This is a genomic window from Pseudomonas sp. DW-iso3 (genome assembly GCF_058725305.1).
The window spans coordinates 261,732-285,381 of the sequence record NZ_JBZXDZ010000008.1; the positions used below are offsets into that span (position 1 = coordinate 261,732).

A 23,650-nucleotide genomic window follows, 5' to 3' on the forward strand; every position below is an offset into this window, starting at 1 on the left:
CCCCATGTCCTGGAACAATCGCGTGGTCTGGTCGGAAGGCATGTTCATCGGAACGCAGCACTTCCAGCAGCATGACCGTTACCTGGAAAACCTGATCGACGCCCGTAGCCGCCCGCTGTCCGCAGGCAGTTGGGGTTTTTCCGAATTGCTGATCGACCAGGGCCTGCTGGCCCAGGGCAAGCTGGCGATTGTCTCGGCGCGCGGTCTGTTGCCCGACGGCACGCCGTTCAACATTCCCCAGGACGACCTGGCGCCGAGCCCGTTGAACATCGATGACAACCTGCGTGATGGCCTGGTGTACCTGGCGCTGCCGCTCAAGCGTGCCGGTGCTCGCGATACGGTGGATGAAGGCGAAGCCCTGGAAGCCGCGCGTTACGTGAGCCAGGTGCGCGAAGTGCGCGACGACAACGCACCGTTCGAAAACCGCGCTCCGGTGGCCGTGGGCGCCCGGGCCCTGCGCCTGCTGACCGCCCAGGATGGCATCAGCGATTACGCCGCCATCGGCCTGGTGCGCATCAAGGAAAAGCGCGCCGACCGCGCACTGGTACTCGACGACACCTACATCCCGCCGGTGCTGGACGTGGCCGCGAGCAAGCCACTGACGGCATTTCGCAGCGAACTGCTTGGCCTGCTGCACCAACGCGGCGAAGCCCTGGCGGGGCGCGTGGTCGCCTCGGGCGCCGGTGGCGCATCGGAGATTGCCGACTTCATGCTGCTGCAACTGGTCAACCGTGCCCAACCGCTGATCCAGCATTTGAGCCAACTGAGCCCGCTGCACCCGGAGCGTTTCTTCAGCGAACTGGTGAGCCTGGCGGGTGAGTTCTCGACGTTCTCGACCTCGGGCCGACGCCCCCAGGAATACCCGCAGTATCAGCACGACGACCTGGCCCTGAGCTTTGCCCCGGTGATGGCCGCCCTGCGTGAAGCGCTGTCGATGCTGATCGACAGCAAGGCCACGCCGATCCCGATTGTCGAGAAAGCCTACGGTGTCCACGTGGCGATGCTGGCCGACAAGACCCTGCTCGATAGCGCCAGCTTCATTCTGGTGGTGCGTGCCGATGTCCCCGGCGAGACCCTGCGTGCGCGCTTCGGCCAGCAGAGCAAGGTCGGCTCGGTGGAGCACATCCGCGACCTGGTCAACCTGCAACTGCCGGGCATCACCCTGTTGCCTCTGCCCGTGGCGCCGCGCCAATTGCCGTACCACGCAGGTTCCACCTATTACGAGCTGGATCGCGGCAGCGATGCCTGGCAACAGTTGGGCAACTCCGGCGGCTTCGCCTTCCACATCGCCGGGCAGTTCCCGGGCTTGAACCTGGCCTTCTGGGCGATCCGAGGATAATCCGCGATGCATCCCAATGATGATGACCGCACCCAGTTCATGCCGCGTCCGGGTGGCCGAGCGCCGGAACCTGCGCGTGCCGAACCTGCGCCTTTGGCCATGCCGGCCGCGCCGATGCTTACCGGCAAGAGCCAGGGCCTCAACCCGCTGGAAAGCGCCGCTGGCCCGCTGTTGGCATTGCTGACGCGCCTGCGCAACACCATCGCCCATCCAGCGCCGGCCAGCCTGCGCGCGCAGTTGCTGGCCTACCTGCGCCAGTTCGAAGAGCGCGCCGAAGCGGCCGGTATCGCCCGCAACGAAGTGCTGCTGGCCCGTTATGCGCTGTGCACCGCGCTGGATGAAGCGGTGTTGAGCACACCCTGGGGCAGCACCAGTGACTGGGGTAAACAGAGCCTGTTGATCACCGTGCATAACGAAGCCTGGGGTGGCGAAAAGGTCTTCCAGTTGCTCGATCACTGCCTGCAAAGCCCACGGGAACGCCTGTATCTGCTGGAGCTGTTGTACCTGTGCATGTGCCTGGGTTTTGAAGGCCGCTACCGCGTGATGAACGACGGTCGCAGCCAGTTGGAAACCCTGCGTGAACGTACCGCTGCGGCCATTCGCAGTGCGCGTGGCGAACACGAGCGTGAACTGTCGCCGCACTGGCGTGGCGTGACCGTGGCCCGTGATCGCCTGGCGCAATTCATGCCACCGTGGATCGCCGTGGCCATCGGTGTCGCGCTGCTGCTGGCGCTGCTGTTCGGCTTGCGCCTCAAGCTGGCGTCGGATGCCGAGCCGGTGTTCAAGAATATCCATGCCCTGGGCGAGATACCGGTGCAGGCCATCGACCGCCCGGTGGCGCAGCCCAAAGTCATCGAACGCCCGCGCCTGGCTGGCTTCCTGGTGGAAGATATCAAGGCCGGGCGCGTTGCCGTTGAAGATGCAGTCGACCGTTCCGTGGTGACCATCCGTGGCGATGAACTGTTTGCGTCCGCCAGCTCGAGCATCGTCGATGACTACCAGCCACTGATGCTGCGCATCGCCGACGCCATCCGCAAGGTCAAGGGCCAGGTGCGCGTCACCGGACACAGCGACAATCGCCCGATTGCCACGCTGCGCTTCCCGTCCAACTGGGCGCTGTCCGAAGCGCGGGCCAAGTCGGTGCTGGAGATCCTGGCGGCCAAGACGGGCCAGGCGGATCGCTTCAGCGCCGAGGGTCGCAGCGACACCGAGCCGGTGGCGACCAACGCCACCGCCGAAGGCCGTGCCCGCAATCGTCGGGTTGAAATCACCGTATTGGCGGAGGGCGTCGAGTGAAGGCGTTTTTCAGTTTCATGATTCGCTGGGTGATCCCCGTGCTGGGCTTGATCGCGCTGAGCCTGATCATCTGGTTTGTGGGGCCGTTGCTCGACGTGCTGGTGCCGGAAGGGCGCCGCTGGGCGCTGATTATCCTGGTGTTCGCGGTGTGGATCGCCTACCGCGTGTTTCGCATCATCCAGGCGCGGCGCCAAGCGGCCGAAGTGATGCGCAGCCTGGCGGCAGAAACCCCGGCCGACCCCAACAGCGTTGCTACTGCCGAAGAGCTCACCACCCTGCGTCAGCGCATGGACGAGGCCCTGGCGCTGCTGAAAAAGGCCAAGTTGGGCGGCGACGAACGCCGCAACCTCTACGAGCTGCCGTGGTACGTGATTATCGGCCCTCCGGGTTCGGGCAAGACCACTGCGTTGGTCAACTCCGGCTTGCACTTCCCGTTGGCTGCCCAGTTGGGCGCCGGTGCCGTGCGCGGCGTCGGCGGTACGCGCAACTGCGACTGGTGGTTTACCGATCAAGCGGTGTTGCTCGACACCGCCGGCCGCTACACCACCCAGGACAGCAACTCCACGGTGGACAAAGCCGCGTGGCTGGGCTTTCTCGACCTGCTGAAAAAGCAGCGCTCGCGCCGCCCCATCGATGGTGCCTTCATTGCCATCAGCCTGTCGGACCTGTTGCTCGGCACCGACGCCGAGCGCGCCGCCCATGCCGCCGCTATCCGTCTGCGTATCCAGGAGCTGTACACCCAGCTGGGTGTGCGTTTCCCGATCTACCTGATGCTCACCAAACTCGACCTGGTGCCAGGGTTCATGGAGTTCTTCGACAACCTGAGCAAGGAAGAGCGCGCCCAGGTGTGGGGCATGACCTTTGCCCTGGACGACGGCAAAAACACTGACAGCCCGCTGGCGCACCTGCAAAGCGAGTTCGCCGGCCTGGAACAGCGCCTCAACGAACGTCTGGTCGAACGCCTGCAACAGGAGCGTGACCCGGCGCGGCGCGACCTGATCTACGGCTTCCCGCAGCAGTTCGGTGCGTTGAAGGATTGCCTGCAAAGCTTCCTCGAAGGTGTGTTCAAGCCCAATGCCTTTGAAGAGCGTGTGCTGCTGCGCGGTATGTATTTCACCAGCGGCACCCAAGAAGGCAGTCCGATTGATCGCTTGATCGGTGCGATGGCGCAGAGCATGAACCTGGACCGCCAGCACCTGGCGCGTCAGAGCGGCACAGGGCGCAGTTACTTCATCGAAAAACTCTTCACCGCCGTGGCGTTTGCCGAGCGTGGCCTAGTGGGTGTGAACCCCAAGGTCGAGCGTCGACGCAAGTGGATTGCGCGCGGTGTGCTCGCCGCCACCGTTGCGTTGGTCGTGGTGGTCAGCAGTTTGTGGTGGGTGAGTTACCGCGCCAACCAGGCGTATATCGCCCAGGTCGACCAGAAGGTCGCGCCGCTGGGCCAGACTGTGCAGAACCTGAGCCCGGCGCAGCGTGACATCCTCGCTGTGCTGCCATTGCTCAACGCTGTGAAGAACCTGGCGGGCGACTCTCCAAGCTGGTCCGAAGGGTTGGGGCTGTACCAGGGCGACATGCTTGAAGCCGAGTCTGCCAGCGTCTACCGCAAGCTGTTGATCGCGGTGTTCGCACCACGCCTGGTGACGCGTATCGAAGAACAACTGCACGGCGGCGGCAATTCCGACTTCCTTTACGAAGGCCTCAAGGCCTACCTGATGCTCGCCGATTCCGAGCATTACGACCCGGACTTCATCAAGGCCTGGATCGCCCTCGACTGGGACCGCAACCTGCCACGCGACCTGCCGGCGGATCAGCGCCAGGCGCTGGCCGGGCACTTGCAGTCGCTGTTCGAACGCCATCCGCCCACTGCGCGCCTGGATCCCCGGCTGATCGACGACCTGCGTCGCCAGTTGCAACAACTGCCGGTGGCCCAACGTGTGTATGACCGGGTCAAGCGCCAGAAACTGCCTGAAGGCATCCCGGACTTTCGCCTCAACGAAGCCGCCGGCCGTGACGCTGCGCTGGTGTTCAGCCGCAAAAGTGGCAAGCCATTGGGCGAGCCGTTGAGTGGGTTCTTCACCGCCAAGGGCTATCGCCAGGCGTTTCTGCTGAGCAGCCTGAACCAGACCGGCACCCTCGCTGAAGAACAATGGGTGTTGGGGCACGAACAGGCCGACCAGCAGAACGTGGTGAGCCTGGCTGCCGATGTGCGGCGCCTGTATTTCCAGGATTACCAGCGCCAGTGGGATGCGTTGCTGGCGGACATCGACTTCGTGCCGATCACCAGCGTGGCCCAGGCGGCCGACGTGCTGCGGGTGATTTCCGGCCCGACCTCGCCGCTGAAAAAGCTGCTGGTGGCCGTGGCCAAGGAAACCGATCTGCAAGCCGAAGAACGCCAGTTGGCCGCCAAAGGCGTGCCGGTAGAAGGGGGTGTCGACAAGCTCAAGGAGCGCCTGGGCAGCCTGCTCGGCCAAGAGCAGCCGGCTGCGAATGCGCCAGCGGCGGCGGATGATCCTGTGACCGCGCACTTTGCCGAACTCAACAGCATCGTCAGCAAGAACGAAGGCGAGCCGGCGGCCATCGATGGCCTGCTCACGGACATGAATGCGCTGTATGTGCAGGTCAGCGCCATGGTCGGCGCCAGCGGCGACGCGTTGCTCGGTGAGGCGAAAAACCAAGCGGCGGCTGCGGCCACGCGCGTCAGCCTGAATGCCGAGCGCCAGCCACCGCTGGTGCAGGGCATGGTCAAGTCGGTGGTCAATTCCACCACCAATAGCATGATGGGCGGGGTGCGCAATCAACTGAACGCGGCCTGGGTCAGCGAAGTGGTCAACGTGTATCGCCAGTCGCTGGCCGGGCGTTACCCGATGTCGCCGGGCAGCGCGCGTGACGCGACCCTGGATGACTTCGGGCAGTTCTTTGGCGTGGGCGGGGTGATGGACAACTACTTCCGCAAGTACCTGCAGCCTTACGTCGACACCTCCGCGCAGACCTGGCGCTGGCAGCCGGGCGCGGCGCAGAAGCTTGGGATTGCGCCGGGCGTGCTGCAAACCTTCCAGCGTGCCGCGACCATTCGCGATGCGTTCTTCCGCGCCGGTGGCACCCAGCCGATTGTGCGTTTCGAACTCAAGCCGGTGTCGATGGACCCGACCATCACTCAGTTCCTGTTGGACCTCGACGGCCAACAACTGAGCTACGATCACGGCCCGAGCCGCCCGGTAGCGATGCAATGGCCAAACCCCGGCAGCATTGGCGTGGTGCGTATCTCCATCATGCCGCCGTCGGCCAGTGGCCGTTCCGGCGTGACCCTGGACGGGCCCTGGGCCTGGTTCCGCTTGCTGGAGCAGTCAGACCTCACCGCCGGTAACTCGCCGGACCGTTTCAACCTGCGCCTGCGCGTCGATGGCGCAAGCATCGCCTACGAATTGCGCGCCAACAGCGCCTTCAACCCGTTCAAGAGCCGCGTGCTCAGTGGCTTCAGCCTGCCGGAGCGGTTATGACGACTGTGGGTTTCTACGGCAAGTTGGCCAGCCGCGGTGACTTTGTCAGCCGCGCCTTGCCCCAGAGTTTCATCGGCCCATGGGACAGTTGGCTGGCAGCAGGTTTGCTTGCCAGTCAAAACAGCCTCGGCGGTGACTGGCTCAACACGTACCTGGTCAGCCCGTTGTGGCGTTTTGTGCTGGCGCCCGGGGTGTGCGGGCCGGACGCGGCGGCAGGCGTGGTGATGCCGAGCATCGATCGGGTCGGACGCTACTTCCCGCTGGCGGTGGTGGCGTTGCTCGATCACGACACCAATCCTGCCTCCCTGGTAGGTGGCCCGGACAGCTGGTTCGAGCAGACCGAAGCGCTGTTGCTCAGCACCCTGGATGCCGGGGCTACCTTCGAAAGCTTCAATGAAGGCCTCGATGCCCTGGGCCTCCCGTCGACTGAGTCGCGCGCGGTAGACAGCCGTTTCGCCGGCCTGCAACGGGTGGCCGCCACCGAACCGCACCAGCGTATGACCGCCCTCGCCGAACAGGCCTGCGACGGCGCGAGCCTGTGGTGGGGCCGTGGGTCACAACGTATTTCCCCTGGTTTGTTGCGGTGTCAGGGCCTGCCTGCCGCTGGCGATTTTGCGCAGTTTTTGCTCGGACAAGAAGGTGTGGTGTAGATGGGGTCGACGTACAAATCCGCGAGCAAAAGCCATGTGGGCATGGTCCGCCAGGTCAACGAAGACGCCTGCCTGGACCTGCCGGAAAACCGCCTGTGGGTGGTGGCCGACGGCATGGGCGGGCATGCGGCGGGGGACTATGTGAGCAGCCTGATCGTCGACAGCCTGCGCAGCGTGCCGGTAGGGCGTTCCCTGGATGAATACACCGCAGCGCTGCGTAATGACCTGCTGCGCATCAATGCCGCCGTGCGCGAAGAAACCGCCCACCGTGGCGTAACCATGATGGGCAGCACCGTGGTGCTGTTGGCCGCGCGTGGCTTGCGCGGCGTGTGCTTGTGGGCTGGCGACAGTCGCTTGTACCGCCTGCGCGATGGCGTGCTCGAAGGGATCTCCCGCGACCACAGTTACGTGCAAGACCTGCAAGACAGCGGTCTGCTCAGCGAAGCTGATGCGCGCACGCATCCACGCGCCAACATCGTCACCCGAGCGATTGGCGTGGAGGCGTACCTGGAATTGGCGGTGGTCGACCTGCTGATCGCCCCCGGTGACAGCTACCTGTTGTGCAGCGACGGCCTGAACAAGACCGTTGAAGACCATGAAATCCGCGAAGTCCTGGGCCACGACACGCCGGATGAAATCGTGCGCAGCCTGGTGCATCTGGGGCTCAGCCGGGGTGCGCCGGACAACATCACTGCCATCGTCGTGAAGGTATCACCATGAACATCGTCATCCCGGGTTATGACATCGAAGGCGAAATTGGCGAAGGCGCCATGGCCAGCGTGTACCTGGCGACCCAGCGTTCCCTGGAGCGCAAAGTGGCCTTGAAGGTGATGGCGGCGGCATTGGCGGCCGACCCGAGCTTCTGCGAGCGCTTCCTGCGCGAGGGCAAGACCCTGGCGCGCTTGTCGCATCCGCACACGGTGACCATCCATGACATCGGCAATGTCGGTGAGCTGTACTACATGGCCATGGAATACCTGCCCAACGGCACGCTCAAAGAGCGCATCGCCGCCGGCATGACGCCGGAGCAGGGGGTGACGCTGATCCGCCAGATCGCCTCGGCACTGGGCTATGCCCATGCTCAGGGCCTGGTACACCGCGATGTGAAACCGGCGAACATTCTGTTCCGCGCGGATGGCACGGCAGTGTTGTCCGACTTTGGTATCGCCAAGTCGCTGGATGATCGCACCCAGTTCACCCAGGCCGGTTTTGCCGTGGGCACGCCGAGCTATATGAGCCCGGAGCAGGCGCGGGGCCAAGAGATTGATGGTCGGGCGGACCTGTACGCGCTGGGCGTGGTGCTGTACGAGATTCTCGTCGGCAAGCTGCCGTACACCGGCACGGATGCACTGTCGACGGCGCTGGCGCACCTGACCGAACCGCTGCCCGAATTACCGGTGCACCACGGCCGTTATCAGGACGTGCTACGCAAGCTGTTGGCAAAGGATCCGGCGGAGCGCTTTCCGGATGCGGCAGCGTTGTTACAAGCATTGGATAACCTGCCGTCGGAGTCGCCGGAAGCCACGTTAGTGCGGCCGCTGCCGATCCCGATGAGTTTTGATTTAGCCGGCATCACCCCGGAATCCATCGAAATCCCTACCGAAAAACCCCAGCCGGTGCGCCAACCGGTGGTGCCGCCGATCCAGCACAGCGAGCAGCGCCGTGGTCCGGTGTTGGCACTGGCCGCTGTTGCGGTGGCGGTTGCGTTGGCCATTGGTGGCGCGAGCTATTGGTGGTTGAGTGGCGGCGATGAGCCTGTGGCCAAACCGCCCGCTGCGGCAGTGCCTACGGTGGCTTCGCCTGTGGCCGAAGCGGATGGCGGTCAACGTCCGTTGCTCATGGCAGGCAAGAAGACGCTGTTCCAGCGCGTGCTCAGCAAGCCGGGCGCCAAGCTGTCCGCTGACGCCGGCAGCGCGCCGGGCAAAGCCCTGCCGGCGTTCTCCGTGCTCTACGTCTACCAACGCAAGGACGTTGACGGCAGCCCGTGGGTACGTGTCGGCGCCGCCACCGATGGTCGCAGTGACGGTTGGTTGCCTGCGTCCCAGGTCAGCGACTGGAAGCAGAGCCTGGTGCTCAAATTCACCGAGCGTTCGGGGCGGGCGCCGGTGATGTTCCTGCGCCAATCCGCTGAAGTGGAAAAGCTGCTGACTGACCCGGCCGCCGCCAAAGGCGTACTGGCCAAGGCGCAGAAAAACAGCGAAGACAACAGCCAGATCCTGGCGCTGGAGCCGGCCGCCAGCGCCGTGCCGCAAAACCAGTTCTACCTGCTGCCGATCTTCGACGCCAAAGAGAGCTTCGACGAAAACGGCCAGCCGGTGCAGTTGCTCAATGTGGCCTCCATCGACCCAGGCACCAGCGCCGCCAAACCGGCTACACCGGTGATCAGCGCCAATGCCGACGCCTTTCGCACGGCGGTGGTTCTCGTGGTCGATACCACCGTTTCCATGCAGCCCTACATCGACCAGGTCCGCGACGTCGTGCATGAGCTGCAAACCCGTATCGGCGAGCGGGGCGAGTTGGACAGCGTGAGCTTCGGCATGGTGGGCTTTCGCAGCAGCATCAAGAAAACCCCTGGCCTGGAATACGTCGCCAAGACCCTGATCACCCTCGACCAGGGCCGCGACCCGCAGCGTTTCCTCGACATGGCGCGCCAGGTCAAGGCGTCCACTGTGTCCAGCCACTCGTTCAACGAAGACGCGTTCGCCGGGGTGATGCAGGCGGTGGATGGCATGGATTGGTCCGGCTATGGCGGGCGCATCATTCTGCTGGTCACCGATGCGGGTGCGCTGCGCAAGAACGATCCTTTTGCCGCCACCCAGATGAACGAAGCCGAAGTGCGCCAGGCCGCGTTGGGCAAGCAGATCAAGATCTACGCCCTGCACTTGCGCACCGACGCCGGCAAGAAAACCCATGCCGGCGCCGAGAGCCAGTACCGCATCCTCACCGCCGACGCCAACCCGCAGATCGGCGACCTCTACACCGCGGTGCCTGGGGGCGACGTGCGCAAACTCGGTGAGCGCGTGGATGAGATCGGTACGGTGTTCGCCAACCTGGTGCACCAGGTACGCAGCAACACGCCGCAGCCGGTGCCGTTGCTGAACAGCGCACCGAGCCTGGCGGACAAATCCGCCGCCGTCGGTTATGCCATGCACATGGATTTCCTCGGTCGCAAAACCGCAAGCCAGGCGCCGCAACTGGTCAGCGCCTGGACCGCCGACCGCGACCTGACCAACCCGGCACTGCCGGCGTTCCAGGTGTGCGTGATGCTGACCAAGCTGCAGCTCAACGATCTGCAGCAGTCGCTGAAGTTGATCGTCGACGCGGCGCGCAAGACGCAGACCTCGCCCAAGGACTTCTTTCAGGAAATCGCCAGCGCTTCGGCCTACATGAGTCGCGACCCGCAGGCCTTGCGCAAGGGCGGCAACCTGGCCGACGGCGGCATTCTCGGCGAATACCTGGAAGGCCTGCCGTACCGCAGCAAGTCGCTGAACATGACCCAGGACCTGTGGTTGTCGTTGAGCGTGGCCGAGCAGGAAGACTTCATCGATGAGCTGGACTCGAAGATCCGCCTCTACGAAACCTTCCACAATGACCTGGCCAACTGGGTCCGTTTCGGCGATGCCGAGCCGGGCGATGCGTTGTACCGCGTGCCGTTGTCGACGTTGCCGTAATGCTGAACCTGAGCGCGGTGCACAAGAGCCGAGGCGTCGGTAGCCAGCGCTATAGCCTGGTGATCCCGGCGCTGGCGCTGCGTGCGGGTGAGCAACTGGCGATTGTCGGGCCCAGTGGTTGCGGCAAGAGCACCTTGCTGGATTTGCTGGCGCTGGTATTGGCGCCGGATCAGGTCGGGCAGTTCGAATTCCATCAGCAGGACATAGCCGGGCTGTGGCACGGCGATCAGCAATCCACCCTGGCCGCGCTGCGTAGCCAGCATCTGGGGTATGTGCTGCAAACCGGCGGTCTGCTGGGGTTTCTCGATGTGCGCGGCAATATCGCGTTGTCCCGGCAACTGTTGGGTTTGAAGGACGATGGCAGCGTGGCGCGCCTGGCCGAGCAGTTGGAGATCAGCGACCAGTTGACCAAGAAGCCGACGGCGCTTTCGGTGGGCCAACGCCAACGCGTCAGCTGTGCCCGCGCCCTGGCCCATGCGCCACAACTGGTGCTGGCGGATGAACCGACGGCGTCCCTCGACCCCTTGAATGCCGAGCGCGTGATGCAGGCGTTGCTGGCCCAGGCTCGCGAACACCGTGCGGCGTGTGTGATCGCTACCCATGACGAACCCCTGGCCCGCGCCAGTGGCTTGCAGGTGCGGCGCATCAGTTGCCGTCGCGACGCCGATGGCGGCGTTACGGCGACCCTCGGGGAGGTGTGCTGATGCGCATCGGTCTGGTGGCGTCGCTGGCCTGGCAGGACTATCGCAACGATGCCTGGCTGTCCGCCTGTTCGGTGCTGGCACTGGTCGCCGTCATCGCACCGTTGTTGGTGTTATTCGGCCTGAAATTTGGACTGGTTAGCAGTTTGACCGAACGTTTGCAGACCGACCCCGCCACCCGTGAAATTATTCCGCTGGGCGGTGGTCGATTCAGCAGCGCCTTTATCGAGCAGCTCGGTCAGCGCAACGATGTGGCATTCGCGCTGCCGCGTACGCGGCAGATTGCGGCGACCGCGCAGGTGGGCACGCTGGTCCTGGAGATGCTACCGACCGCCTCGGGTGACCCGTTGCTGGCCGGCCTGCCGGTGCCGCAGGGCCTGGGTCAGATCGTGCTGAGCCACACCGCCGCCGAGAAGCTTGCGGCGCGGCCAGGGGATTGGCTGGAAACCAGCTTTGCACGGCAAGTGGCGGGACGCGTGGAAGCCCAACGCACGCGCCTGCAGGTGCTGGCGGTATTGCCGTTGGAAGTCTTTGCCCGTGACGGCTTGTTTGCCGATCTGAAACTGCTGGAAGGGGCGGAAGACTACCGCGACGGTCGTGCAGTGCCCGCGTTGGGTTGGAGCGGTGAGGCGGTGGGGACGAATGAGCAGCGGGTTTACCCGGCGTTTCGCTTGTATGCCCGTAACCTCACTGATGTGGAGCCGCTGCGGGTGTACTTCGCGGGGCAGAATTTATTAGTGTCGACCCAGGCACAGACCATCGCGCAGGTGCAGTCGTTGAGCCGCAACCTGTCGATCGTGTTCTGGGTGATCTGCGGCTTGGCGTTGGCGGGGGCGTTTGCGGCGATCTTTGCCGGGGCCCTGGCCGCCGTCGCGCGCAAGCGGCGGGAATTGTCGGTGCTGCGCCTGCTGGGGTTTTCCACGGGCGGGCTGCTGTTGTTCGTGGTGGTGCAGGCGCTGTACAGCGCAGGGTTTGCTGCCGTGCTCAGTGCTGGGCTGTATGGCGTGGCCGAGGCGGCGTTGAATAAGCTTTTTGTGCAGGTGCCGGGCGAATACGCCAGCCACCTGTTGGCGCGTCATTACGGCCTGGCCCTGATTGCAGTCATGGGCGTCAGCGCCGTGGCGGCGGCCTGTGGTGGTTGGCGAGTGGCGCGGATCCAGGCTTCTGAAGGAATCAGAGATGTTTAAGTTACTGGGCGCCTGTGTGGCGCTGAGCCTGGCCTCAATGGCCTGGGCCGACGAGGCAAGCGACAAGCTCGACAACCCCAAGCCGTTGGAAGGCGACGTCAGCCTGCCGCTGCCGTGCGAAGGCAACATGGTGTTCCGCTATGCCTATGTGCTGGCCCAGGGCTCCCTGGACGACCGCGAAATCAACCTCGGCTACCCCTTTGCCGAAGGCGAGGCGGGCTATCAGCAGTCGTTTATTTCCGGCTACCGCCGCGACTTCATCAATGGCCAGTTCACCCTCAAGGATCTCCCGAAAGACTGGAACAAAGTCATCGCGCCGTTGATGCCGAAGACCGACGCCAAGACCCCGCTCAAGCCCATGTTGTACTTCATCGGCAAGTACGAAGTGACCGCACGCCAGTACGCCCAGGTGATGTCCCAGGCCCAGTCGCTGGCCAGCGGTGAACCCGCGCCTGCGTGCGATGCGCCCACTGGCATGGCCGCGCGCTTGCCCAAGGTGAAGCTGTCGCGCTTTGAGGCCGAGCGTTTCTCGGCGGTGTACAGCGCCTGGCTGATGAAATACCACCGTGAGCTACTGCCGGTGAGTGGTCGCGGTTCTTCGGCGGATGACGGTGGTCTCGGTTTTGTGCGCCTGCCCACCGAAGTGGAGTGGGAATTCGCCGCACGCGGCGGCCATGCGGTCAGCCGCCAGGACTTGGAAGGGCGCCTGTTCCCCCGTCGTGTCGACGGCAGTGACAGCGACGGCCCGCTCGGCGATTACGCTGTGTTCAACCAGGTGGCCGGCGGTACCGGCCAAGCCGCGCGCCTGATGCCTATCGGCACCAAATTGCCCAACCCGATTGGCCTGTTTGATGTGATCGGCAATGCGGCCGAAATGGTCCAGGAGTCCTTCCAGCTGGTGCACGCCGGGCGTCGCCAGGGCGCTTATGGCGGCTTTGTGGTCAAGGGCGGCAACTACCTCGAAGGCGAGGGCACGCTGTTTACCGGCATGCGCCGTGAGTACCCACTGTTCGCCGCCGACGGCACCGAGCAAAGCAACGAGACCACCGGTTTTCGCGTGGCGATCGGCGCACTGTCGGCACCGCGTTCGCGCTACAAGGAACTGTTCGCCCAGTGGCAGAAAGAAGGTCGCCTCGCCTCGCTGACCGACGCCATCGACGACGCCCAGGACCCGACCAAGCGCCTGGACAGCATCATCGCCGCCAGCGTCGACCCCAAGCTGCAAGCCGAGCTGGGGTTGGTCAATGAAGAGCTCAAGCGCAACGTCTCGCTGATCGCCCAGCAACGCGAAGAGGCGGCGGGCAACCTGATCCAGTCGGCCGCGTTGGTGGCCGAAACCATCGCCAACTACAACATCCGCCTGGCCAACCTGCAGAAGAGTCGCCAGCAGGCCCAGGACAACAAGGACGAGGCCAGCGCGCAGCTGTTTGACATGGCCATCACCAATGGCCGCAGCGCGCTCGATGGCGCGGTGGCGATTTATATCGACAACCTGGCCACCGGCACGCGTTACACCGATGCGGTGATCCAGGCGCAGTTTCAACGGATCAAGGAGGAGTTGGATCGCAAGCCGGTGCTCGGCAAGAGCCTGGTGACGCGCGCAACACTGTTCGTTCGCCATGTTGGCAACTACCGCAAGCAACAGCGGGCCGACCCGGCAACGATCTTGAAGGAACTGCTCGCAGCGAGCGGTCAGCGATGAGCGCTGGCTGTATGGCGAGCTTGGAAGGGACTCAGGCGGCGGTGGGCCGTGCTGGGCAAGTCAAACTTAAACGAGAACACACCTATGCTTTTTTCCCGTAAGGCGGTTTCCAAGCGTCACTTGCTGCTGATCGCGGCCGGTTTCAGTACTGTGCTGACCGGTTGCGCCACGTCGCCGGCCTCCAAGGTCGCGTCCAGCACCAAGGTCGAGTACTACCCCAACTGCTACGAGCCGGTGCAACACCTGCGCGCGACCGATTCGGACATGACCAAGTCGGTTGTGACCGGTGCAGCCATCGGCGCTGCCGGTGGTGCACTGCTGGGCGCCCTGACCGGCGACTCCGACAAGCGCGGCCGTAACGCTGCCATCGGTGCCGCTGGCGGCGCCCTGGCCGGCGGCGCGGCGGGTTACTACACCGAGCGTCAGAAGCAGATCAGCGATGACAACCAGCGCATTGCTTCTTACTCCACAGACTTCAATAAAAGCGCATCGGATATCGACCGCAGCACCGCCTACGCCAAAGCCTCGCAGCAGTGCTACCAGAGCGCGTTCACCAAGCTGGTGGCCGACCGCAAAGCCAAGACCGTCAACGACACCGAAGGCCGCAAGCGCCTGGCGGAAATCGTTGCGGGTTTGAAGGAGTCCAATGACCTGATCGTTGCCGTCAACGGCAAGGCCAGCGAAGACCTGAACAACTACACCCAGGCCTACGAAAAAGACCTGCAGCAAGTGGGTGTGCAGCGTAACGACGTAGTCACCGTGGCCCAAGCCGACGTGACGCCGCCACCGGTACCCGCCAAGAAAGGCAAGACGCCACCGAAAGTCGCGAAGAAGCTGCCGGTTGTGCCAAAAGAAGCAGTCACCACCGAGAAGAGCATCCAGACCGTGCAGGCCAAGCAAGCTGAAAGCAAGCAGGTTGCCAGCGCCGGCAAGGCACAACTCGAAGGCAGCTGCCGCGATCCGAACCTGGCCGACTGGGCACCGGTACCTTGCCCTAACGTTTAAACAACATGCTGCTATAAGCGTCAAACGCCAGCCGATCTTCCGCTAATGCGCAAGATCGGTGGCGTTCCTTTAGCAAATCGTTAAACTGCTGCGGCCACTCAATAATTACACCGAGGCCGTGTGCATGAAATTTCGTCTTCTCCTGTGGGTGCTGGGCCTGATGATGGGCAAAGCCAGCCGCACCAATCCCGCCTTCCAGCAGCAACTGGGTGACAAAGACCTGGCCTTCCAGCTGCAGACCCTCGACGGCAAGGTTGCTCGTCATTTCATCGTCAAAGACCAGCGCATCACCAGTCGCTCGGGTGTTCACCCGTCGCCGGCGTTCGCCATCGCCTTTAAAGATGCCGCCTACGGCTTCGCTACGATGCAGGCGAAGAACAAGCAATTGGCATTCATGACGGGGATTCAGGACAAGTCGATCCAGATCAAGGGCAACCCGGCGCTGGTGATCTGGTTCCAGGGGTTGACCAAGTATTTGAAGCCGAAGAAAAAGAAGTAACTACCGTAGGAGTGAGCTTGCTCGCGAAGGTCGTGAACGATGACGCGGGGTGTCTGGAGCCCCGCGGTGTTGTCAGGTTTTTCGCGAGCAAGCTCGCTCCTACAGGGTGTGGGTGGCTCAGCCCTGGCTGAACTGCGAAGCCAGCTCGCGCAACAACACTTCGGCATCCAGCACCTTACTCACCACTTCATCCGCCTTGTCCCGGCTCAGCCCCAGGCGCTCAAGCAACTCGTCGGGGATGGTTTCATCCGGCCCGGACCCGATGCCGCGGCTGCGCAGCAGGCGCACGGCCAGGCACACCAGGTTCGGATATTCGGCGTATTGACCATCGTAGGTCGGATCATGCTGGAAGCGCAGGGCGGTGGATAACTCATCCGGCATGTCCCAGTAGCGCATCAACCAGGCACCGATCTGCTCGCGGCTGATGCCCAGCAGGTGTTGCTCGACATAGCTGTGGCACAGGTGCGGGTTGACCTCCAAGTGACGGCAGATCAGCGAGAAGTGCGGCGGGAACACGTGGGCCAGCAGCAGGTAACCGAAGTTGTGCAGCAGGCCGGCCAAGTAGGTCAGGCCGGCTTCCGGGCGCTGGGCGCGCGGCATGGCGCGGGTCAGGCCTTCGATCACGGCGGCGGTGTAGATTGACTGGTGCCAGTACGGCGTGGACTGGTGCGGATGGTCTTTGGGCAGGCTCAACGTCTTGCCCAGTGCCAGGCCCAGCGCCAGGTTGATCACCAGGTCAAAGCCCAGCACGCGCACGATGGCGTCTTCCACGGAGCGGATCTTGCCCGGCGAGGCGTAGTACGGCGACGCGGCCCAGCTCACCACTTGTGCGGCCAGCGCCGGGTCGGTCTCGACCACGCCGGTGATGTCATCAATGGTGGCGTTCGGGTCGACGCGCAGCTTGATGATCTTCTGCGCGGTATCGGCCAGCGGTGGAATCTCGATAGTCGCTTCCAGGCGTTGCTGGATACGGCGGGCGGTGAACGCCTGCATCGCCTGGGTGATTTCCTCACGGTCATCATTGGGGCGGTCGAGGTTGGGGCGGATATTGCTCAACGGCTCGCCGAAGTGGCCGGCGCTGGCCTTGGTGAGCATCGTCTTGAAGGCGTCTCTGGAGATCTCCAGCAACAGGCCTGCTTCACCCGAATGCACCAGCAGGCTGGGTTCGTCGAGCAGGCTGCCTTCGTACAGGCAAGGTGAACTGGTGAGCGGTGGCAGGCCCGGCAGCAGGGTCAGTTCGTGTTTGCCCAGCATGCGCTCGACGCGATCCGGCGACACGGCCGTGAGGCGGCGACCGGTGAGTTCGGCGAGGCGGTTGAGGTCAAGCAACTGGTTCTGCGGGAACAGCACCATCAGTGCGCCCACCGCGTCTTCCAGCAATACTGCCTGGATTTTTTGCGCAGGATTCAGGCCCGGTAGATCGGCGACTTCCGTGTAGGGGATGGCGAGTTTTGCGAGCAGAGCCCGAATGACCGGCGGGGCGGTCAGTGGGGCTGTGGCGAGGGCAACTTCTGACATGGCCTGATCCAATTTCTTACAGTCAACGAAGTATAACCAGCTTGATACAACTGTTGGTCGACTAACTGAGGTTTGTGACGCGGTTCATTTGTAGGCGCGGGCTGGCCCGCTCCTACAAAGCCTCAGGTCACACTTGGCCGTATTGCTGCCCATGGCGCAGCCAGCGATCCAGCAACGGGCTGACATGATCCGGCCAGCGTTCGAGCAACGCTTGCGCCGCATCGCGCACGGCCGGCAGTAGGTCGGCGTCGCGCATCAGGTCGGCGACCTTGAATTGCAGCAGGCCGGTCTGGCGAGTGCCGAGCATTTCCCCAGGGCCGCGCAGCTCCAGGTCTTTTTCGGCAATGACAAAACCGTCGTTGGTTTCGCGCATGATGCCCAGGCGCTGACGACCGATCTGCGACAGCGGCGGGTGGTAGAGCAACACGCAATGGCTGGCGGCGCTGCCCCGGCCGACCCGGCCGCGTAACTGGTGCAGCTGCGCCAGGCCCAGGCGTTCGGGGTTTTCAATGATCATCAGGCTGGCATTGGGTACGTCCACACCTACTTCAATCACGGTGGTGGCCACCAGCAGTTGCAGGTTGCCGGCCTTGAAGTCGGCCATCACCGCGGCTTTTTCAGCGGGCTTCATGCGCCCGTGGATCAGGCCGACCTTGAGCTCACCCAGAGCGCTGGTGAGGTCTTCATAAGTGGTCTCGGCAGCCTGGCAGGTCAGCTCCTCGGACTCTTCAATCAGCGTGCACACCCAGTACGCCTGGCGCCCTTCGGCACAGGCGCCGCGCACGCGCTCGATCACTTCGACACGCCGGGTGTCAGTGACCAATACGGTGTTGACCGGAGTCCGGCCGGGCGGCAGTTCATCGAGGATCGAGGTGTCGAGGTCGGCGTAGGCGCTCATGGCCAGGGTGCGCGGGATCGGCGTGGCGGTCATGATCAGTTGGTGTGGGTTCATACGTCCGCCCACGCCTTTCTGACGCAGGGCCAGGCGTTGTTGCACGCCAAAGCGGTGCTGTTCGTCGATGATCACCAGCGCGAGGTTCTTGAACTGCACTTCGTCCTGGAACAGCGCGTGGGTGCCCACCACCATCTGTGCGCCGCCGGCAATCTGTTCCAGGGCTGCCGCGCGGTTCTTGCCCTTGAGCTTGCCGGCCAGCCACGCGACTTCCAGGCCCAGGGGTTCGAGCCAGCGCTTGAAGGTGATGAAGTGTTGCTCGGCGAGGATCTCGGTCGGTGCCATCAACGCCACTTGATAACCGGCTTCCAGCGCTTGCAGGGCGGCGAGGGCGGCGACCACGGTCTTGCCCGCGCCCACATCGCCCTGGATCAGGCGCAGCATGGGCTCCTGCTGGCTGAGGTCGTAAGCGATTTCATTCCCGACGCGCTGTTGGGCACCGGTCGGTGCGAAGCCGAGGTTGGCCAGGTACTGCGCGGGCAAGCGGGTGGCTTTGGGCATCGCCGGCGCACGTAGCGAACGCATGCTTTCGCGCAGGCGTTGCTGGGACAGTTGGTGGGTCAGCAGCTCTTCGAAGGCCAGGCGGTGCTGGGCCCAGTGATGACCCTGTGCGAGTTCGTCGACATCGGCATCGGCGGGCGGGTGATGCAGGTAGCGGATCGCATCGTCCAGCGACGCCAATTGATAATCGCGGGCCAGCTCCAACGGCAACCAGTCGGGCAGGCTTTTCGGGCCGAGCATCGTCAGCGTCTGCATGCACAGTTGGCGGAGGCGTTGCTGGGTCAGGCCTTCGGTGAGCGGGTAGATGGGGGTGAGTGTGGTGTCGACCGGCGGCGGCTCGTCGCCGGTGATCGCGCGGTATTCCGGGTGATAGATCTCCAGGCCCGATGCCCCGGGCCGTGCTTCGCCGTAACAGCGCACGCGGGTGCCGCGCTTGAGCCCTTCCTTCTGCGCGTTGCTGAAATGGTAGAAGCGCAGGCTCAGGCCACCGGTGCCGTCCTGCAGGCGCACGACCAGGCTGCGACGCTTGCCCATCACCACGTCGGCGCCGCTGACGGTGCCTTCGATCACGGCATCCTGCCCAGGGCGCAACTGGCCGATGGGCACGACGCGGGTCCGGTCCTGATAGCGCAGGGGCAAATGGAACAAGACGTCCTGGAGGTTTTCCAGGCCGACCTTGGCCAACTTCTCGGCCATGGCTTCACCGACACCCTTGAGTGCCGTCACCGACACCTGCGACAGCTCAGTCATACCGTTGCTTAGCTCGCAGCTGTCGGCTTGGCCACCGAGCACAGGCGGATCGAATCGGCGAGGATCTCAATCGCTTTCGGCCGTGGGAAGCTGGCGCGCCAAGCGATCGCCACGGTACGGAACGGCACCGGCGGCGTGAGTGGGCGCACTTCGATCACGCCGGGGGCGTAGTGATGGCTGTCCACTGCTGACAGCGGCAGGATCGAAATACCCAGACCGGACGCGACCATGTGGCGGATGGTTTCCAGGGAGCTGGATTCCACGGTGGTGTGCTTGGCGCCGTCGTTGCCCTTGGTCAGGGTCGGGCAGGCTTCCAGGACCTGGTCGCGGAAGCAGTGGCCTTCGCCGAGCAGCAGCAGGCTCTTGTCGTTGAGCAAGGCGGCGTCGATGGTGTCTTTTTTGGTCCACGGATGGTCGGCCGGCATCAGCACCTGGAACGGCTCGTCGTAGAGCGGCAGGGTCAGCACGTCGGCTTCGTTGAACGGCAGGGCGATGATGATCGCGTCCAGCTCGCCGTTGCGCAGTTTGTCGCGCAGCACGTGGGTGAAGTTTTCTTCGATATACAACGGCATCTGCGGTGCGACGCGGTGCAGTTGCGGGATCAGGTGCGGGAACAGGTACGGGCCGACCGTGTAGATGGCGCCGACTTTCAGCGGTGCGGTCAGCTGGTTCTTGCCGGCCTGGGCCAGTTCGCGAATGCTCTGCGCTTGCTCCAGCACCTTCTGGGCCTGGGCAACAATGCCTTCACCCACCGGCGTAAGGCGCACGGCGCTCTTGCTGCGCTCGAAAATCAGCACACCGAGTTCGTCTTCAAGCTTTTTCACGCCCACCGACAGCGTCGGCTGGCTGACATGGCAACGCTCGGCCGCGTGGCCGAAGTGCTGCTCTTGGGCGAGGGTAACGATGTAGCGTAATTCTGTAAGAGTCATAGCGGGCGTCCATGAGGTTGCGGGCCAAGCATACCGGCTGCAATCGATAGACGCACGTTATCAGAACTTTGCTGGGGATTGAGCGGGGAATATCGGTGATTTTGCTGATGCGATAAACCCATCTGGGCTGCCCGCGATGCAGGCACCTCGGTCTATCAATTGCACCGAGGTGATGCTATCGCAGGCAAGCCAGCTCCTACACAAGCTGATGCCTGCAACCCTTAGCGGCGGCGTTTCTCGATGTTGTACACGAACGGTGCAACGATCTCGATACTGCCGCCTCTGAGCATGTCTGCCGGTGGCTTGGGCAACGGCTGGGCACGGCGGATCATATCCAGGGTGGCGCGGTCCAGGTCGGCGTTGCCGGAGCGGCCCACCAACTCGTAGGACAGCACGTTGCCGTCGGCATCGACCACGAACTTCAGGCGGTTCAGGCCTTCCTTGCCACGGGCCTGGGCGCCTGGCGGATACTTCTTGTACTTCTGCAGGTGAGCCAGCAGGGTGCCTTCCCAGGATGCCTTCGCTGCGATTTGCTGCGGAGAGGGGCCTGGTACAGGCTGGGCCGATTTCTCAGCCGGTGCCTGGGTCGGTGGAGCGTCGCTCGGCGGATCCTCGGAGGGTTTCTCCTTGGGCGGCTCGATCTTCTTCTCCACTGGCTTCGGCGGCTGTGGTTTGGGCTTGGGCTTGACCGGCTTGGGCACCTGGATCGTTGGCTTGGGTGCCTCGGCCAGTTTCGGCAGGGGCAGCTCTTCCACCGGTGCAGGCGGCTGCGGCGGCGTCACCACCTTGGGCGGCGCTGGCGGTGGCGGTGCGGGCATCGGTGCCAGGTCGATGACCATGGCCGCCGGCGGCAACTGCACCGTACGCGGCGCTGACCAATGAAGCGCGATAGCGATCGCGACGGCATGCACGCCCAGTACGACGGCGAGGCTGGTGCCATAACGCGTCAGTTTGTGGCGCGTCGTGATCATTTCTTGGCTGCCGTCTCAAGTCCGACCAAGCCTACCTTGAGGTAGCCGGCTGCCCGCAGGGCATCCATCACGCTCATCAGGTCGCCGTAGTCCACGCCCTTGTCAGCCTGGAAGAAGATCGTCGTGTCTTTCTTGCCTTGGGTCTTGGCGTCGAGCACCGGCCCCAGGGTTTCAGCCTTGACTTCTTCTTCACCCAGGAACAGGCGTTGGTCCGCCTTGACGCTGAGGAAGATCGGCTTCTCCGGCCGCGGCGCCGGCTTGGCGCTGGACGCGGGCAGGTCAACCTTGATGTCCACGGTCGCCAACGGTGCCGCCACCATGAAGATGATCAGCAGCACCAGCATCACGTCGATAAACGGCGTGACGTTGATTTCGTGGTTCTCGACGAGTTCGTCGTCGCCTTGATTCAAATGCAGGCCCATGGCCGATTACCCCACTTTCACCATGTGCGGTTGCGAGCTGCGCTCGGTAGGCAGGTGATCGAGATCGCGGCTGACCAGCAGCAGGACTTCTGCCGACGCGTCCGATACCTGAGCCTTGTAGCCGGCAATCGAACGGGCGAAGACGTTGTAGATCACCACCGCAGGAATCGCGGCAACCAGGCCCAGGGCGGTAGCCAGCAGGGCTTCGGCGATGCCTGGGGCAACGACAGCAAGGTTGGTGGTCTGGGTTTTGGCGATGCCGATGAAGCTGTTCATGATGCCCCACACGGTACCGAACAGACCGACGAAGGGCGCGGTCGAACCAATGGTCGCCAGCACGCCGGTGCCGCTGCTCATGTTACGACCGCAGGCCGCCACCAGGCGCTCCAGGCGGAAGGCCACACGTTCCTTGATGCCTTCTTTTTCGCGGGTGTTGGCCGACAGGCGCATTTCTTCCAGCGCGTCGTGCACCAGGGTGTTGGCCAGGGTGCCTTTCTTGGTCGCGCTTTCGCTGGCTTCCTTGAGGGTGGTGGCCTTTTTCAGGTGGACGATTTCGTTGCGCAGGCGACGTTTGGCGCCCAGCAACTCGAAGCCTTTGGCAATCCAGATGGTCCAGGTGATGATCGAGGCGATGGCCAGGCCGATCATGACGGCTTTCACTACCACGTCAGCGTTCTGATACATGCCCCATGGCGACAGGTCGTGGGCCATGCCCAGGGTGTTGTCTCCTTCCAGAACCACCCCGGTCTCGTCGGCGGAGGCTGGGTCAGCAGCCTGGGCCGGGTCGGTAGCAGCGGGCGCTGCGGCGGGAGCGGCCGGTGCCGCGGCGTTTTGCTCGGCTGCAGCCGGGGTGGCTGGCGCGGTGGCGTCAGCGAAGGCAGCGGTCGGTGCCAGCAGTACGCTGAACAGCAGCGCAGCAATCGCACGCCAGGCGCGGGATGGGCTGTGAAGCTTGGTTGGCGAAGCGGGGGTTGTATTACGTGTCATGCTGGCCGGACCTGAGTAAAAAAATGAGTGATCGTCCTTCCAGACCCATGGGGTCGAGGACAAATGGGCGGTTATTATTGCAAGTAATTCTTGTTAACAAAAGTAATACAGTTACTTTATTTGTCCTTTTTCTGGCCGACGGTCATCTGCGAAGGCTAACCTAGACCTTTCAGTACGGAGTTTTTTGTGATGGCAGCGCCTTCTGTTGTGATAGCCGGTTGTGGCGATGTAGGTAGTCGGCTGGCCAGCCAGTTGCTGGCCTCGGAATGGGAGGTCCATGGCCTGCGCCGCGATATTTCGCGGCTGCCTGATGGCGTGATCGGTATTGCCGGGGACTTGTTCAAGAAGCAGTGCCCTGACACCTGGCCGATCGGCGGGGTGGATTACCTGGTGTACTGCGCCGCTGCGACGGATCACGACGAGGCTGGCTATCGCGCCGCTTACGTACAAGGGCTGAAACATGTGCTGGAGTGGCTGGGCGACTACGGCCAGGAGCCGAAGCACCTGCTGTTTGTATCCAGCAGCAGTGTCTACGGACAGCAGAAGGGTGAGTGGGTCGACGAAACGTCGGAAACCCAGGCGAAGGGATATTCCGGGCAAGTCATGTTGGAGGCTGAGCAGGTGGCGCTCAACAGCGGCATCCCGGCCAGTATCGTGCGCCTGACGGGCATTTATGGCCCCGGTCGCGAATGGCTGCTGACTCAGGTTCGCCAAGGCTACCGCGTCGCAATCGACCCACCTTTATATGGCAACCGCATTCACGCGGAAGACGCTGCGGGTTTGCTGGCCTTTTTGTTGCGGCATGTAGAAAAGGGCGGTTCGCTGGACAAGGTCTACATCGGCGTCGACGATGCGCCCGCGCCACTGGCCGAAGTGGTGGACTGGTTGCGCGAGTACCTGGGTGTGACCGAATGGGCCGATGACGCCAGTGTGCGGCGCGCCGGCAGCAAGCAATGCAGCAATGCGCGTATCAAGGCGCTGGGTTGGGTGCCGACGTACCCGACTTACCGGGAAGGCTACGCGGCGATCCTCAAAGGCTGAAATGCGGTGAAAAATGTGGGCGCCGGCTTGTT

Annotated in this window: 18 protein-coding genes; 12 read left to right on the plus strand and 6 right to left on the minus strand. The window is 63.6% G+C overall.

Annotated elements, in window-relative coordinates:
* Positions 1–4: 4 nt before the first annotated feature.
* The 11 genes from tssK to AC4PS7_RS23765 all read left to right on the plus strand — a co-directional run bounded on the left by tssK (position 5) and on the right by AC4PS7_RS23765 (position 15,547).
* Positions 5–1,339: a type VI secretion system baseplate subunit TssK gene (tssK, locus tag AC4PS7_RS23715; RefSeq protein WP_183702455.1), complete on the plus strand. Its 1,335-nt coding sequence runs from the start codon at positions 5–7 to the stop codon at positions 1,337–1,339.
* Between the two features lie 6 nt (positions 1,340–1,345).
* Complete coding sequence (locus tag AC4PS7_RS23720; RefSeq protein WP_010207539.1) at positions 1,346–2,635, plus strand: DotU family type VI secretion system protein; 1,290 nt, start codon at positions 1,346–1,348, stop codon at positions 2,633–2,635.
* Positions 2,632–6,132 (plus strand): type VI secretion system membrane subunit TssM, encoded by a 3,501-nt coding sequence (gene tssM / locus AC4PS7_RS23725; protein ID WP_492179774.1) that lies wholly within the window; start codon positions 2,632–2,634, stop codon positions 6,130–6,132. The genes AC4PS7_RS23720 and tssM overlap by 4 nt, the downstream gene beginning before the upstream one ends.
* A complete protein-coding gene (gene tagF / locus AC4PS7_RS23730; RefSeq protein WP_010207537.1) occupies positions 6,129–6,782 on the plus strand; it encodes a type VI secretion system-associated protein TagF in 654 nt (217 codons plus the stop codon). The genes tssM and tagF overlap by 4 nt, the downstream gene beginning before the upstream one ends.
* On the plus strand, positions 6,783–7,502 hold the full coding sequence (locus tag AC4PS7_RS23735) for a PP2C family protein-serine/threonine phosphatase (RefSeq protein ID WP_010207536.1): 720 nt from the start codon (positions 6,783–6,785) through the stop codon (positions 7,500–7,502).
* Positions 7,499–10,453, plus strand: a complete 2,955-nt coding sequence (locus AC4PS7_RS23740) for a serine/threonine-protein kinase (RefSeq protein ID WP_252959756.1) — start codon at positions 7,499–7,501, stop codon at positions 10,451–10,453. Before AC4PS7_RS23735 ends, AC4PS7_RS23740 begins: the two co-directional genes overlap by 4 nt.
* Positions 10,453–11,157, plus strand: coding sequence for an ABC transporter ATP-binding protein (locus AC4PS7_RS23745; RefSeq protein ID WP_010207533.1), 705 nt, complete (start codon positions 10,453–10,455; stop codon positions 11,155–11,157). The genes AC4PS7_RS23740 and AC4PS7_RS23745 overlap by 1 nt, the downstream gene beginning before the upstream one ends.
* Positions 11,157–12,341: an ABC transporter permease family protein gene (locus tag AC4PS7_RS23750; protein ID WP_492179776.1), complete on the plus strand. Its 1,185-nt coding sequence runs from the start codon at positions 11,157–11,159 to the stop codon at positions 12,339–12,341. Before AC4PS7_RS23745 ends, AC4PS7_RS23750 begins: the two co-directional genes overlap by 1 nt.
* Positions 12,334–14,043 carry a formylglycine-generating enzyme family protein gene (locus AC4PS7_RS23755; protein WP_106119386.1) on the plus strand — a complete coding sequence of 570 codons (1,710 nt, stop codon included), beginning with the start codon at positions 12,334–12,336 and terminating at the stop codon, positions 14,041–14,043. Before AC4PS7_RS23750 ends, AC4PS7_RS23755 begins: the two co-directional genes overlap by 8 nt.
* 84 nt (positions 14,044–14,127) lie before the next feature.
* On the plus strand, positions 14,128–15,048 hold the full coding sequence (gene tagQ / locus AC4PS7_RS23760) for a type VI secretion system-associated lipoprotein TagQ (protein ID WP_010207530.1): 921 nt from the start codon (positions 14,128–14,130) through the stop codon (positions 15,046–15,048).
* Positions 15,049–15,172: 124 nt separating this feature from the next.
* A complete protein-coding gene (locus AC4PS7_RS23765; protein ID WP_010207528.1) occupies positions 15,173–15,547 on the plus strand; it encodes a hypothetical protein in 375 nt (124 codons plus the stop codon).
* 117 nt (positions 15,548–15,664) lie between these two features.
* Here AC4PS7_RS23765 and AC4PS7_RS23770 read toward each other — a convergent pair whose 3' ends face one another.
* The 6 genes from AC4PS7_RS23770 to exbB all read right to left on the minus strand — a co-directional run bounded on the left by AC4PS7_RS23770 (position 15,665) and on the right by exbB (position 22,577).
* Entirely contained in the window at positions 15,665–17,065 is a 1,401-nt protein-coding gene (locus AC4PS7_RS23770) for an aminoacyl-tRNA deacylase and HDOD domain-containing protein (RefSeq protein WP_010207526.1), read from the minus strand.
* Positions 17,066–17,192: 127 nt separating this feature from the next.
* Entirely contained in the window at positions 17,193–19,268 is a 2,076-nt protein-coding gene (recG, locus tag AC4PS7_RS23775; RefSeq protein WP_305436744.1) for an ATP-dependent DNA helicase RecG, read from the minus strand.
* 8 nt (positions 19,269–19,276) lie between these two features.
* Entirely contained in the window at positions 19,277–20,197 is a 921-nt protein-coding gene (locus AC4PS7_RS23780; RefSeq protein ID WP_010207523.1) for a hydrogen peroxide-inducible genes activator, read from the minus strand.
* A 221-nt stretch (positions 20,198–20,418) separates the two neighbouring features.
* Positions 20,419–21,168 carry a TonB family protein gene (locus tag AC4PS7_RS23785; RefSeq protein ID WP_010207522.1) on the minus strand — a complete coding sequence of 250 codons (750 nt, stop codon included), beginning with the start codon at positions 21,166–21,168 and terminating at the stop codon, positions 20,419–20,421.
* The gene (exbD, locus tag AC4PS7_RS23790) at positions 21,165–21,590 is read right to left on the minus strand and encodes a TonB system transport protein ExbD (protein ID WP_003195519.1); all 426 of its coding nucleotides are present in this window, start codon (positions 21,588–21,590) and stop codon (positions 21,165–21,167) included. The genes AC4PS7_RS23785 and exbD overlap by 4 nt, the downstream gene beginning before the upstream one ends.
* A 6-nt stretch (positions 21,591–21,596) precedes the next feature.
* A complete protein-coding gene (gene exbB / locus AC4PS7_RS23795; protein WP_010207521.1) occupies positions 21,597–22,577 on the minus strand; it encodes a tonB-system energizer ExbB in 981 nt (326 codons plus the stop codon).
* Positions 22,578–22,766: 189 nt separating this feature from the next.
* Between exbB and AC4PS7_RS23800 the strand changes: the two genes are divergently transcribed.
* The gene (locus AC4PS7_RS23800) at positions 22,767–23,618 is read left to right on the plus strand and encodes an SDR family oxidoreductase (RefSeq protein ID WP_492179779.1); all 852 of its coding nucleotides are present in this window, start codon (positions 22,767–22,769) and stop codon (positions 23,616–23,618) included.
* Positions 23,619–23,650: the final 32 nt, after the last annotated feature.

Bases quoted from the DNA above. Each gene is read 5' to 3' on its own strand.
- tssK (WP_183702455.1), top strand. From the start codon at position 5: ATGTCCTGGAACAATCGCGTGGTCTGGTCGGAAGGCATGTTCATCGGA.
- AC4PS7_RS23720 (WP_010207539.1), top strand. From the start codon at position 1,346: ATGCATCCCAATGATGATGACCGCACCCAGTTCATGCCGCGTCCGGGT.
- tagF (WP_010207537.1), top strand. From the start codon at position 6,129: ATGACGACTGTGGGTTTCTACGGCAAGTTGGCCAGCCGCGGTGACTTT.
- AC4PS7_RS23735 (WP_010207536.1), top strand. From the start codon at position 6,783: ATGGGGTCGACGTACAAATCCGCGAGCAAAAGCCATGTGGGCATGGTC.
- AC4PS7_RS23740 (WP_252959756.1), top strand. From the start codon at position 7,499: ATGAACATCGTCATCCCGGGTTATGACATCGAAGGCGAAATTGGCGAA.
- AC4PS7_RS23745 (WP_010207533.1), top strand. From the start codon at position 10,453: ATGCTGAACCTGAGCGCGGTGCACAAGAGCCGAGGCGTCGGTAGCCAG.
- AC4PS7_RS23750 (WP_492179776.1), top strand. From the start codon at position 11,157: ATGCGCATCGGTCTGGTGGCGTCGCTGGCCTGGCAGGACTATCGCAAC.
- AC4PS7_RS23755 (WP_106119386.1), top strand. From the start codon at position 12,334: ATGTTTAAGTTACTGGGCGCCTGTGTGGCGCTGAGCCTGGCCTCAATG.
- tagQ (WP_010207530.1), top strand. From the start codon at position 14,128: ATGCTTTTTTCCCGTAAGGCGGTTTCCAAGCGTCACTTGCTGCTGATC.
- AC4PS7_RS23765 (WP_010207528.1), top strand. From the start codon at position 15,173: ATGAAATTTCGTCTTCTCCTGTGGGTGCTGGGCCTGATGATGGGCAAA.
- AC4PS7_RS23770 (WP_010207526.1), bottom strand. From the start codon at position 17,065: ATGTCAGAAGTTGCCCTCGCCACAGCCCCACTGACCGCCCCGCCGGTC.
- recG (WP_305436744.1), bottom strand. From the start codon at position 19,268: ATGACTGAGCTGTCGCAGGTGTCGGTGACGGCACTCAAGGGTGTCGGT.
- AC4PS7_RS23780 (WP_010207523.1), bottom strand. From the start codon at position 20,197: ATGACTCTTACAGAATTACGCTACATCGTTACCCTCGCCCAAGAGCAG.
- AC4PS7_RS23785 (WP_010207522.1), bottom strand. From the start codon at position 21,168: ATGATCACGACGCGCCACAAACTGACGCGTTATGGCACCAGCCTCGCC.
- exbD (WP_003195519.1), bottom strand. From the start codon at position 21,590: ATGGGCCTGCATTTGAATCAAGGCGACGACGAACTCGTCGAGAACCAC.
- exbB (WP_010207521.1), bottom strand. From the start codon at position 22,577: ATGACACGTAATACAACCCCCGCTTCGCCAACCAAGCTTCACAGCCCA.
- AC4PS7_RS23800 (WP_492179779.1), top strand. From the start codon at position 22,767: ATGGCAGCGCCTTCTGTTGTGATAGCCGGTTGTGGCGATGTAGGTAGT.